Here is a 12,198-nt window from a genome sequence, read left to right as displayed (position 1 = left end):
CGATGAACACTCTTGACCAGGCCACCGCCCAACGGATCGTGGACCGGGCCATGCCCGTCATTGGCCACTCGGTGAACGTGATGACACCGGAAGGCATCATCATTGCCTCTGGCGATTCACGGCGGGTAGGTGAAATGCATGAGGGAGCCAGAACCGTCGCCAAGACCGGAAACCCGCTAGTGATAGAGGAGGCTCAAGCGGGTGAATACCCGGGGGTCAGGCCCGGGGTTAACCTACCCGTGGTGATGGCCGGATCGGTAGTAGCCGTTGTCGGCATTTCCGGCACCCCCGATAAAGTGCTGCCCTACGCTGACCTGCTAAGAATCACGGCAGAACTGATCCTGGAGCAGGCGGCACTGATCGAAGTGACCCGTCACCGCCGGAACCAGATACAGAATACCCTTCAGGCCCTGCTCGACGGTGAACTGGTTCCCGAGGACTGGCCACAACAAATCGGTCTGGACATTCATAAGCCAAGAATTGCGGTTGTACTGGCGGCGAATAAGGCAACCTCACCCTGGCCACCCGATATGGCTACGTTGTCCCGAGACCTCGAACGCACCGAGCCCGAGGCTCTGGTGTTACTTACCCGACAGCGACACCTTGCCTTCTTCTTTACCGAACGCCCGGCCGCAGAAGCCCTGAATGCAGCCTTGGGGCGCATTCCTGCAACGAGCCGGAATTCAGTGTCTGCCGCTACCGGCACGGTATTTCACAGCAACCTGAAAGCCTGTTATGAGTCGGCCGAAGCTGCCCTGAAGGCAGGTAAACAGCGCCAGCCCTCGGGTGGGCATTTCTCATTTCAGGATTTTCCACTGGCGGCACTCTGGCAAAGCCTGAGCCCCGGCTGGCAGCAACTCCAGCTTAACCAGGCCATTCGCCCTCTGCTGGCCCACCCGCGCCGGGAGCAATACCTCAAAACTCTGAGAACCTTTATAGAGGCAGACGGAGACATTCAACGCTGCGCGAGCCAGCTGCACCTGCACCGGAACTCCGTTCGCTACCGGCTCAAGGGTATTGAAACCCTGACCGGCTGGTCCCCTTTTCGGCTGGAAGACTTGCTGTTTCTGTATATGGCTATGGAAAATCGCTGACCAAAATTGTTCAATCGCACAATTTTGTCGCACAAAAATAGATCATCTCTGGTCAAATGAATAACGAACAATGGGCAATCACCTTTTACACTTAGCACCACAAGACCGACCAAAAGAGTCGGATAAAAACAGAGCCTTTCTGGAGATTGCCAATGCATCTGGTGCTGATTCTGGTCGCGGTCATAATCTTTATTGTGTTCGCCACCAGCCGACTGAAACTGAACCCCTTTATTACCCTTCTGCTGGCCTCTTTCCTGGCCGCATTTGCTTTTGGCCTGCCGCTGTCGGAAATAGAGACCACCATCCGCGCCGGCTTTGGAAATATTCTGGGATACATCGGCCTGGTGATTGTTCTGGGCACCATTATAGGGGTGATTCTTGAACGCACAGGGGCCGCGATTGTGATGGCGGAAACCATCATTAAACTGCTGGGCCAGAAGTTCCCGACACTCACGATGTCTCTGGTGGGTTTTATTGTATCGATACCGGTATTCTGCGATTCAGGCTATGTCATTCTGAACAGCCTGAAACGCTCCATGGCCCGCACCCTGGGCGCATCCCCGGTCGCCATGACCGTTGCCTTGTCTACCGGCCTGTTTGCCACCCATACCCTGGTACCGCCCACGCCAGGCCCCATCGCCGCCGCCGGCAATCTCGGATTGGAGAACAATCTTGGCCTGGTCATCGGTGTTGGTCTGATCTTCGCCATCATCGCGGCGTTGGCCGGTTTGTTCTGGGCTTCCCGCTGCAAGAATATGACCAGCACCGAGCTGGAACAGGCTGAAGAGGCCTTTGAAGAAGCACGCCAACACTATGGCGAACTCCCCTCTGCCGGTAAGGCTTTCGCGCCCATCTTTGTCCCTATTCTGTTGATCTGCATTGGCTCAGTCGCCAGTTATCCTACCGCCCCGCTGGGTGACGGACTGCTCTACGAGATACTGAATTTCCTGGGCAAACCGCTTAATGCCCTGCTGATTGGCCTTGGCTTTGCCCTTACGCTGCTGCAAGGCAAAGGCAAGCTGAACGAGTTTGGCCGCCATACCAGCAAAGGGCTGGAAGTGGCCGCCCCAATCATTCTGATTACCGGTGCCGGCGGTGCTTTTGGCGCTGTGTTGGCGGCCACCCCCCTGGGCGACTATCTGGGTGATACGCTGTCCACTCTTGGCCTCGGCGTTCTGATGCCATTCATTGTGGCTGCCGCTCTGAAGTCAGCCCAGGGCTCCTCAACCGTCGCACTGGTCACCGCGTCTGCACTGGTTGCGCCGTTGCTGCCCCAACTGGGTCTGGACTCCGACATGGGCCGGGTTCTGACTGTCATGGCCGTTGGCGCAGGCGCCATGACCGTGTCCCATGCCAACGACAGTTACTTCTGGGTCGTGTCCCAGTTCAGCAAGATGACCGTCGCTACGGCGTACAAGTCCCACACCACGGCAACACTGATCATGGGCCTTGTGACCATTGCCGCCGTGTGGCTCACTTCTCTCGCGGTACTTTGATATGCGGATTGTGATTGCTCCGGACTCCTTCAAGGAATGCCTGGCCGCCGAACAGGTGGCCCAGGCGATTGCCCGGGGCTGGCGACTGGCAGCCCCGGATGACCAGGTTGTGACGGTGCCGCTGGCCGATGGCGGTGAAGGCACCACCCGGGCGCTGACGGAAGCCCGTCAGGGGCAACTTCACACGGTGAAGGTCACCGGGCCCATGGGTGAAACCGTCTCAGCTCACTACGGTCTGGTTAATGATGGCGAGATTGCCATTGTTGAGGTCGCCGAGGCCAGCGGCCTGCACTGCGTGCCGGCCCGCAGCCGAAATGCCCTCACTGCATCCAGCATTGGCACCGGTGAGCTGATACTGGCTGCCCTTGAGCACAAGCCCAAAACCCTGATCATGGGTCTGGGCGGCAGCGCCACCACGGATGGTGGCGCCGGCATACTACAAGCCCTCGGGGCACGCCTTCTGGATAACAGTGGCCATCCCATCCCAAGCGGCGGCACCGGCCTGGCAAAACTGGCCAGCCTGGACCTGGCCCCCGCTCTGAAGCGATTCGCCGGGGTAAACCTGGTTGTGGCCTGCGACGTTAACAACCCTCTGCTGGGGCCGAATGGCGCGGCAGCGGTGTTCGGGCCGCAGAAAGGCGCTGACTCCCGGCAAGTGGTGGAGCTGGATCGCAATCTGGGGCACTTTGCCCGCCTGGTGGAACAGCAAGGAATGGATATTGCCAGTTTTCCGGGCAGTGGCGCAGCGGGCGGAATCGGCGGCATGGTCGCGGGCATTCTGGGGGCAGAACTGCGCCCGGGGATAGAGCTGGTGATGGAAACCGTGGAGCTGGAAAGCCATCTGGCCCAGGCAGACCTGGTGATAACTGCCGAAGGCGCAATCGATTCCCAGAGCGCTTACGGCAAAACCCCTGCCGGCGTCGCATCGCTGGCAAAAAAATACGGTGTTCCGGTGATTGGCCTGGCAGGGAAACTGGGGGCAGAACTGGGAGAATTGCACCGCTTGGGGTTATCCGCTGCCTTCTCCATTACCCCTGCCCCGATGGAGCTTCAGGAGGCCTACTCCCAGGCCGCCGATAATCTGGAAACAACCGCAGGGCAGCTGGCCCGACTGGTGCACAGCGTTTCAGGCAGGCGCTAGCTTACCGGCAAGCCCCGTGAGCTCAATCTTGCCACGGGCCAACCTGACCTGATCCTGCCGTTCCAGCTCCTTCAGCAGGCGGCTGACCACTTCTCTAGCCGTGCCCAGCTCAATCCCCAGCTCCTGATGGGTAATGGCCAGCACCCGCTGGCCATGACTCGCCCGCGCCAGCAACCACTCTTCCAGGCGCTCATCCATCCGGCGAAACGCCACCTCCTCCACCAGCAACATGAGATCGTCGAGGCGCTTTCCGTAAGACTCCATAATCGCCAGCCGAAACTCGGCGGACTGGTCCATCAGCCGGTCAAAAAGCCCTCGAGGGATGATCGCCGCTTCCGCCTCTTCCTCAACGATGGCCTCGGCCCGGTAGCCACGGCCGGTCATCAGGCAGCCAATCGACAAGGTGCATATATCATCAGCACCCATCCGGTACAACACGATGCCCTGCCCGGAAACGCCGGTCATCTGGACCTTGATGCTGCCATCAAGCACCAATGGCAGCCCCCGGCAATGCTCCCCGGCGCTGAAAAGCACCTGCCCTGGAGGAAATTGCATAACACTGATCGACGTCAGCGTGTCTTTGCGCAGGCTTTCGTTCAGGGTTTCCAGAATACTGTGTTTCGCCATTATTGGCTCCGGACGCTTATCTCGGTTAGCTGTGTGACTTTATCACTGAACGCGCGTCGCCGCAGGCCTATAGTGTCAGCATCACCCGACATCAAACAGGAGAGACAAAGATGACGGTAAACATGGGTTCAGCCGACCGGATTATTCGCGCCATCGTTGGCGTTATTCTGATTGCCCTGGTATTTGCAGGACCACAAACGGCCTGGGGCTGGATTGGTGTGGTGCCCCTGGCGACCGCTGCCATTGGCAACTGCCCCGCCTATTCCCTGCTGGGCATCAAAACCTGCAAGACCAAATAAGCGGATTATCCTCGCCAGAAAGCGAAAAGGCCGGAATGGATATACCATTCCGGCCTTTGCTCGACTGCTTCCGCTATACGACCCGAGGCAATTAGCGGGCAGGAGTATTCAGTACATCCAGAACTTCTTCCAGCTCGGTGATCATCTGCCGGATCAGTTGCTTGTACTGGGAGGTGTCGTCCTTTACTTCAGAGCTGCTCAGCTTCTGCTTGGCACCACCGATGGTGTAGCCCTGATCGTATAACAGGCTACGGATCTGACGAATGGTGATCACATCCGCCCGCTGGTAGTAACGACGATTGCCCCGGCGCTTGACCGGCGACAACTGGGGAAACTCCTGTTCCCAATAGCGCAATACGTGGGCTTTTACAGCACACAGATCGGCCACTTCACCAATCGTGAAATAGCGTTTCCCCGGAATGGCGGGGAGCTCGTTGTTATGACTCGGTTCCAGCATACGCTTCTACTTTCTGCTTCAGTTTCTGACCTGGTCGAAACGTAACTACGCGTCGTGCACTGATGGGAATTTCTTCACCCGTTTTCGGGTTCCGTCCCGGGCGCTGCTTCTTGTCCCTGAGATCGAAGTTGCCAAACCCCGACAACTTCACCTGCTCGTTGTGGCTGAGTGCGCCTCTGATTTCGTCGAAGAAAGCTTCTACCATTTCCTTGGCCTCACGCTTGTTAAGACCCAACTCCTCATACAAGCGCTCTGCCATGTCCGCTTTCGTCAAAGCCGCCATTTCTCAACTCCTCAGTGTTGCCCCCAGCTCTTCTTTCAAGGCATCAATAACGCCGTTGAAGAGCGAATGCACTTCATCTTCATTGAGCGTGCGTTCGGGATGCTGCCAGAACAAGCTGAGTGCCAGGCTTCGGTTGCCTTCACCCAGGCTTTCGCCTTCATAGACATCAAACACACGCAACGCCGTAAGGTGTTCACCAGCATGCCTCCTGGCCACATGCTCAACCTGGGCGAACGCCACATCGCTCCCGATAATAATAGCCAAATCCCGCCGAACTTCCGGAAATTTTGAAATATCTTTGAAATTAGGCACATATCCGGTAACGATCGAGTTCAAGAATAGCTCAAACATCAGGATCGTGCCATTAAGTTCAAGATTTTTCTGAACTTGTGGGTGCAACGTGCCCAACCAGCCCACATGTTCACCGTCACGCAACAATTCAGCGGTCTGGCCCGGGTGCAGCGCCGGATGCTGGCTGGCAATAAACTGGATCTCGATACCCAGTACGCGGAACAGGCTCTCCAACTCTCCTTTTACATCAAAGAAGTCTGCAGTTCTGCGACCGTTTACCCAGTTTTCCGGTGCCTGATTGCCTACCACTACACCGGCCAGCATCGGCTGCTGGTCGATCTCGCCGTCATTTTTCTCAAACCTGAGACCGGTTTCAAACAGACGGATGCGGGGCTGCTGGCGGTTCTGGTTGTGCACCACCGTCTTCAACAGGCCACTCCACAGGGTAGTACGCATCACTGACAAATCCGCAGAAATCGGATTGGCCAGAGCAATGCCTTCCCGCTCTGGATCGATCAGCTGTTGTACCTTCGGATCAACAAAGCTGTAGGTAACTGCCTCCTGGTAGCCCTGCGCCACGAAGAAGTTGCGAATGGCCGACAACGGCCGCACCGCCTCTTCTCTCGCCCGCAAGCCAAGCGAACCCGTTGGCTCGGTCACCGGCAGGTTGTTGTAACCGAAGATACGACCGACTTCCTCGATCAGGTCTTCTTCGATGGAAATGTCCGGGCGGAAGCTGGGCACGCTGATGCGCCAGCCGTCTTTCAGTAACTTGTCGATATGCAGACCAAGACGGGACAGGATTTCTTCCACCGTGGTGCGGTCAATCGCCAGGCCGAGCACGTCAGCCAGGCGCTTTTCCCGAAGATCGATGACCCGGGCCCTGGGCAGATGCTCCTGGCTGGCCACTTCTACAATTTCGCCGGGCTCGCCACCAACGATCTCCATCAGAAGGCGGGTTGCCCGTTCCATGGCATCACGAGCCAGTTGGTAGTCAACACCACGCTCAAAACGGTGGGAGGCATCGGTATGCAAACCATACTCCCGCGCCTTTCCGGCCAGGGTAATGGGGTCAAAATAAGCCGACTCCAACACCAGGTCCCGGGTTTTCTGGCTGACCCCGGAGTGTTCCCCACCCATAACGCCGGCGATGGCAATCGGCTTCTGGTGGTCCGCTATCAGGAGGGTTTCCGGAGTCAGCTCAACTTCCTGACCATCCAGCAGCACCAGTTTTTCGCCTGCCTTGGCCATACGCACAATGATACCACCACTGATCTCATCACGATCAAAGGCGTGCATGGGCTGGCCAAGCTCCAGCATCACGTAATTGGTGACATCCACTGCAGCATCAATGGACCGGATACCGGAACGGCGCAGCTTTTCCTGCATCCACAGGGGTGTTTCCGCCTGCAGGTTGACGTTACGCAGAACGCGGCCCAGGTAACGGGGGCAACCTTCCGGCGCCTCTACGCGGATATCCGGCACTTCCGAATGCACCGCTTCCACCGGGACAATCTCTGGTGCCTCTACCAGCAGGCTGTTCAGAACACCCACTTCCCGGGCCAACCCCTTGATGGACAAGCAATCACTGCGGTTCGGAGTGAGGTCAACATCAATGGCGATGTCGTTGAGCTTCAGGTAATCCGCTACGCCCTGACCAACCGGCGCATCCGCAGGCAATTCCATGAGGCCATCGTGATTTTCAGACAGTGCCAGTTCGGATTCGGAGCAGAGCATGCCTTCGGAAGGCTGGCCACGCAGCTTGGCTTTCTTGATCTTGAAGTTACCGGGTAACACCGCACCAACCACCGCAAACGGCACCTTCAGGCCGGCGCGCACATTGGGAGCGCCACAAACCACCTGAACGGTATTAGTACCGTCACTCACCTGACACACACGCAGCTTGTCAGCATCCGGGTGGGGTTCGGCGGAAATCACCTCGCCAACTACAACACCGCTGAACTCCCCGGCCACCGGCTCAAAGCCATCCACTTCCAGCCCGGCCATGGTGATCTGGTCCATCAATTCCTGGGATCCAAGGTTCGGGTTAACCCACTCGCGCAGCCACTGTTCACTGAATTTCATCGTTCTTGCCTTGTCCTGATGCGGTTTATGCGGTTGATTCTGAGCTCTGCGTACGTCGTCCTGCCCCTGGGCTTAACGGAACTGACGCAGGAAACGCAGGTCGTTTTCGAAGAACATGCGCAGATCTTTCACGCCGTAGCGGAGCATGGCCAGGCGTTCAACGCCCAGACCAAAGGCAAAGCCACGATATTCTTCGGCATCAATACCGCAATGCTCGAACACTTTCGGGTGCACCATGCCGCAGCCCATCACTTCCAGCCACTTGATGCTGCCGTCTGCTTCCCGGCCCCACTCGATATCCACCTCCGCGGAGGGCTCGGTGAACGGGAAATACGACGGACGAAAACGTACTTTCAGATCACGCTCGAAGAACACCCGCAGGAATTCTTCCACCGTGCTTTTCAGATCCGCAAAGCTGACGTTCTTCTCAACCAGCAACCCCTCCACCTGGTGGAACATGGGGGTGTGAGTCATATCCGAATCGCAGCGGTACACGCGGCCCGGGCAGATCATCCGGAATGGCGGCTTGCCGGCTTCCATGGTACGGATCTGAACCGGAGAGGTATGGGTCCGCAGCAGAGTGCCGGGATTGAAATAGAAGGTATCGTGCATGGCACGGGCCGGGTGATGCCCGGGAATGTTCAGCGCTTCGAAGTTATGGTAGTCATCTTCGATTTCCGGCCCCTGCTCCACGCTGTAACCGGCGCGGGCAAAGATCTCTTCAATACGCTGCAGGGTGCGGGTGACCGGGTGCAAGCCCCCCAGGTCCTGGCCACGGCCGGGCAAGGTCACATCAATGGATTCGCTGGCCAGCTTCGCCTCTATGGCGGCTGTCTCAAGATCTGCCCGGCGCGCATTGATAGCTTGCTCAACCTGCCCCTTGGCTTCATTGATCTTCTGGCCGGCGGCAGGACGCTCCTCCGCAGAGAGTTTACCCAGGGTTTTCGCCTGCTGGGTGATCACCCCCTTCTTGCCGAGGTATTCCACGCGAATTTGATCAAGTGCCTGAAGGTCGCTCGCGTTTTCTACCGCGTTCAACCCGTCCTGAACCAGTTGCTCCAGGTTTTCCATTGACCCTGCTCCAAACCAGAAATGGGGTAGGTTAAAACAAAAATAGGGGAAGAGCGTGCCCTTCCCCTATCAGAGGGCGCATTCACGATGACATGAAGCACCCGGATCGATCAGTAATCGATGAAAGAGCTTAAGCGATCACAGGGATGCTTTGGCCTTCTCAACCACAGCGGCAAACGCCTGCTGCTCGTTCATGGCCAGATCAGCCAGAACCTTACGATCGATTTCAACATTCGCCTTCTTCAGGCCAGCGATCAGACGGCTGTACGACAGGCCGTTTGCACGGGCGCCAGCGTTGATACGGGCAATCCACAGAGCGCGGAAAGCGCGCTTACGGTTGCGACGGTCACGGTAGGCGTACTGACCAGCCTTGATAACCGCCTGCTTGGCAACGCGGAATACACGACTACGAGCGCCGTAGTAACCCTTGGCCTGCTTGAGAATCTTCTTGTGACGACGACGTGCTACCACGCCACGCTTTACACGAGCCATACTTTAATCCTTCTACCTTTACTTTCTAAGGAACGTTTCGCGCGGCTGGATCAGCACGCGGTCATGCGCTTGATAGATGCAACATCCGACTTGGCGATGAGCTTGGTGCCGCGCAGCTGACGCTTACGCTTCGGGCTCTTCTTGGTCAGGATGTGACTGGTGAAGGACTGCTTGTGCTTGAAGCCGGTGGCGGTCTTCTTGAACCGCTTGGTAGCTCCGCTTTTGGTTTTCATCTTCGGCATTTTTAAAACTCCGCATTCTATTATGAATAAAAACAACTGTGCCCCTGAACGACAAATCCCCCGCCGCTGCGGGGGACCCGTGCTGGGATCAGGTTCACTTCTTCTTGCGGGGAGCCACGATCATGGTCATCTGCCGGCCTTCCATTTTCGGCCGCATCTCAACCGTTGCAAGTTCTTCGATGTCGGTTTCAATCCGAGCCATGAGTTTCATACCAATTTCCTGGTGTGCCATCTCACGGCCGCGGAACCGAATCGTGATCTTGCCGCGATCCCCGTTCTCAAGGAAACGTACCAGGTTGCGTAGTTTGACCTGATAATCCCCTTCTTCCGTTCCTGGTCGGAACTTCAGCTCTTTGACCTGCGTCTGCTTCTGCTTTTTCTTGGCAGCCGCCTTGGCCTTTTTCTCTTCAAAAATTTTCTTGCCGTAGTCCATTATCTTACAGACGATCGGATCGGAATCCGTAACCTGCACCAGATCAAGGGTGGCTTCTTCCGCCATGCGGATCGCGTCCTCGATGGGTACTATCCCGACCTGATTGCCTTCGGCATCAATCAGACGGACTTCAGTTGCGTCAATGTTCTCATTGATAGGCGCTTTTGGAGTACGCCCACCCCGATTCGTTCGCTGTTTAATAATCAGATCTCCGTTTTGTTTCTGCCTTTTCGGTCGACGTCAGCTGCAAGCAGCTGTTCAAACTCGTCGACAGACATGGTGCCCAGATCTTCGCCTTTGCGAGTTCTTACTGCAACGGCGTTGTTCTCGATTTCTTTATCGCCAACAACGATCAGGTAGGGAACCTTGTTAAGAGTATGCTCGCGGATTTTAAAGCCGATCTTCTCGTTTCTCAAGTCAGCATTAACCCGATAACCCAAAGAATCCCACTTTTTGGCCAGATTCTGACAATAATCACGCTGGTTATCGGTAATATTCAGCACCGCAACCTGTGTCGGAGCAAGCCACGTGGGGAATGCGCCTTCGTATTCTTCGATCAGTATACCGATAAACCGCTCAAAAGACCCGAGAACCGCCCGATGCAGCATAACGGGAGTTTTCCGCTCGGAATTATCGGCCACATATTGGGCACCCAGGCGGCCTGGCATTGAGAAATCCACCTGAACGGTACCACACTGCCAAACCCGGCCGAGACAGTCTTTCAGGGAATACTCAATTTTGGGACCGTAGAAGGCACCCTCGCCCGGCAACAATTCCCAATCAACACCCTCGCGGTTCAGGGCTTCTTCAAGAGCAGCCTCCGCCTTGTCCCAGACCTCGTCCGAACCTACGCGCTTCTCCGGGCGAGTGGACAATTTGTACAGAATCTCGGTAAAACCGAAGTCCTCGTATACTTCGTGCAGCATTTTCATGAACGCCGACACTTCTTCCTGGATGGCGTCTTCTTCACAGAAGATATGGGCATCATCCTGAGTGAATCCACGCACCCGCATCAGGCCATGAAGAGCCCCGGAGGCTTCATTTCGGTGGCACGAGCCGAATTCTGCCAGGCGCAGCGGCAGGTCCTTATAGCTTTTCAGACCCTGATTGAACACCTGTACGTGGCACGGGCAGTTCATGGGCTTGATGGCGTAATCGTGCTTCTCGGACTCGGTGGTGAACATGCCATCCTTGAACTTGTCCCAGTGCCCGGACTTCTCCCAGAGCGTGCGGGACACCACCTGCGGTGTTTTGATTTCCTTGTAGCCATGCTGGTGCTGCTTGGCCCGCATGTACTGCTCAACTTCCTGGTACAGGGACCAGCCATCCGGATGCCAGAACACCATGCCCGGAGCTTCCTCCTGCATGTGGAACAGGCCCAGCTTCTTGCCAATCTTTCGGTGATCCCGCTTTTCGGCCTCTTCCAGGCGATGCAGATAGGCTTTCAGGTCTTTCTTGTTACCCCAGGCCGTGCCGTAGATACGCTGCAATTGTTCATTGCTGGTATCACCGCGCCAGTAGGCACCCGCAACCTTGGTGAGCTTGAACGCTTTCAGCTTGCCGGTGCTGGGCACGTGAGGACCACGGCACAGGTCAATAAAGTCACCTTGACTATAGAACGATAGATCTTCCTCACCGGGGATATCCTCGATGATCCGAACCTTGTATTCCTCACCCATTTTTTCAAACAGTTTGACCGCTTCCTCCCGGGACATGATGGAACGGGAGACCGGCAGGTCCTGTTTGGCGAGTTCTTCCATACGCTTTTCGATGCGCGCCAGGTCTTCGTTGGTAAACGGGCGCTCGTATTTGAAGTCGTAGTAGAAACCGTTTTCGATCACCGGCCCGATGGTTACCTGGGCGCCGGGGAACAGATCTTGTACCGCCATGGCCATAAGGTGTGCCGTGGAGTGGCGAATCACGTCTACGCCGTCTTCATCGCGCTCGGTTACGATGGCCAGATCCACATCGTTTTCGATCAGGTAGCTGGTATCCACGAGTTTGCCATTCACTTTTCCAGCCAGGGCGGCCTTGGCAAGGCCTGCACCAATATCGGCGGCCACATCATGAACGGTAACGGGTTCGGCAAAACTGCGATGACTGCCATCCGGCAGGGTAACGACGGGCATGATTCTCTCCTGATGGTTTCTCAGCGGTGATCTATACCAAAGATCACATGGTGTCCGG

General features: G+C 56.6%; 13 protein-coding genes. 4 read left to right on the top strand and 9 right to left on the bottom strand.

The genetic code is table 11. From position 1 onward, the window contains the following. Positions 1-2: 2 nt before the first annotated feature. The 3 genes from C7H10_RS13810 (at position 3) to C7H10_RS13800 (ending at position 3,731) form a co-directional block, all read left to right on the top strand. Positions 3-1,094: a CdaR family transcriptional regulator gene (locus C7H10_RS13810; protein WP_106695353.1), complete on the top strand. Its 1,092-nt coding sequence runs from the start codon at positions 3-5 to the stop codon at positions 1,092-1,094. 152 nt (positions 1,095-1,246) lie between these two features. Beyond that, the gene (locus tag C7H10_RS13805; protein ID WP_106695352.1) at positions 1,247-2,590 is read left to right on the top strand and encodes a GntP family permease; all 1,344 of its coding nucleotides are present in this window, start codon (positions 1,247-1,249) and stop codon (positions 2,588-2,590) included. 1 nt (position 2,591) lies between these two features. Beyond that, on the top strand, positions 2,592-3,731 hold the full coding sequence (locus C7H10_RS13800) for a glycerate kinase (RefSeq protein ID WP_106695351.1): 1,140 nt from the start codon (positions 2,592-2,594) through the stop codon (positions 3,729-3,731). Here the strand turns inward: C7H10_RS13800 and C7H10_RS13795 are convergent. Continuing rightward, positions 3,717-4,358 carry a Crp/Fnr family transcriptional regulator gene (locus tag C7H10_RS13795; protein ID WP_072677716.1) on the bottom strand — a complete coding sequence of 214 codons (642 nt, stop codon included), beginning with the start codon at positions 4,356-4,358 and terminating at the stop codon, positions 3,717-3,719. The genes C7H10_RS13800 and C7H10_RS13795 overlap by 15 nt on opposite strands. A 110-nt stretch (positions 4,359-4,468) precedes the next feature. Here C7H10_RS13795 and C7H10_RS13790 point away from each other — a divergent pair, with 110 nt between their 5' ends. Beyond that, positions 4,469-4,657 carry a YgaP family membrane protein gene (locus C7H10_RS13790; RefSeq protein WP_106695350.1) on the top strand — a complete coding sequence of 63 codons (189 nt, stop codon included), beginning with the start codon at positions 4,469-4,471 and terminating at the stop codon, positions 4,655-4,657. A 91-nt stretch (positions 4,658-4,748) separates the two neighbouring features. Here C7H10_RS13790 and C7H10_RS13785 read toward each other — a convergent pair whose 3' ends face one another. The 8 genes from C7H10_RS13785 to thrS all read right to left on the bottom strand — a co-directional run bounded on the left by C7H10_RS13785 (position 4,749) and on the right by thrS (position 12,140). Beyond that, a complete protein-coding gene (locus C7H10_RS13785) occupies positions 4,749-5,114 on the bottom strand; it encodes a MerR family transcriptional regulator (RefSeq protein WP_072677718.1) in 366 nt (121 codons plus the stop codon). After that, positions 5,095-5,397 carry an integration host factor subunit alpha gene (ihfA, locus tag C7H10_RS13780; RefSeq protein WP_044386556.1) on the bottom strand — a complete coding sequence of 101 codons (303 nt, stop codon included), beginning with the start codon at positions 5,395-5,397 and terminating at the stop codon, positions 5,095-5,097. Before ihfA ends, C7H10_RS13785 begins: the two co-directional genes overlap by 20 nt. Positions 5,398-5,400: 3 nt before the next feature. Continuing rightward, positions 5,401-7,773, bottom strand: a complete 2,373-nt coding sequence (gene pheT / locus C7H10_RS13775; protein ID WP_106695349.1) for a phenylalanine--tRNA ligase subunit beta — start codon at positions 7,771-7,773, stop codon at positions 5,401-5,403. 72 nt (positions 7,774-7,845) lie between these two features. Next, on the bottom strand, positions 7,846-8,844 hold the full coding sequence (gene pheS / locus C7H10_RS13770; protein WP_061331702.1) for a phenylalanine--tRNA ligase subunit alpha: 999 nt from the start codon (positions 8,842-8,844) through the stop codon (positions 7,846-7,848). Between the two features lie 138 nt (positions 8,845-8,982). After that, positions 8,983-9,336, bottom strand: coding sequence for a 50S ribosomal protein L20 (gene rplT, locus C7H10_RS13765; protein ID WP_022989373.1), 354 nt, complete (start codon positions 9,334-9,336; stop codon positions 8,983-8,985). A 50-nt stretch (positions 9,337-9,386) separates the two neighbouring features. Further along, entirely contained in the window at positions 9,387-9,578 is a 192-nt protein-coding gene (gene rpmI / locus C7H10_RS13760) for a 50S ribosomal protein L35 (RefSeq protein ID WP_007151842.1), read from the bottom strand. Positions 9,579-9,672: 94 nt separating this feature from the next. Beyond that, the gene (gene infC / locus C7H10_RS13755; protein ID WP_082780529.1) at positions 9,673-10,218 is read right to left on the bottom strand and encodes a translation initiation factor IF-3; all 546 of its coding nucleotides are present in this window, start codon (positions 10,216-10,218) and stop codon (positions 9,673-9,675) included. Beyond that, on the bottom strand, positions 10,215-12,140 hold the full coding sequence (thrS, locus tag C7H10_RS13750) for a threonine--tRNA ligase (protein ID WP_106695348.1): 1,926 nt from the start codon (positions 12,138-12,140) through the stop codon (positions 10,215-10,217). The genes infC and thrS overlap by 4 nt, the downstream gene beginning before the upstream one ends. Positions 12,141-12,198 lie beyond the last annotated feature (58 nt).

The sequence above is a fragment of the Marinobacter shengliensis genome (assembly GCF_003007715.1).
Lineage (GTDB): Bacteria > Pseudomonadota > Gammaproteobacteria > Pseudomonadales > Oleiphilaceae > Marinobacter > Marinobacter shengliensis.
This window is presented reverse-complemented; position numbering and strand designations above follow the sequence as displayed.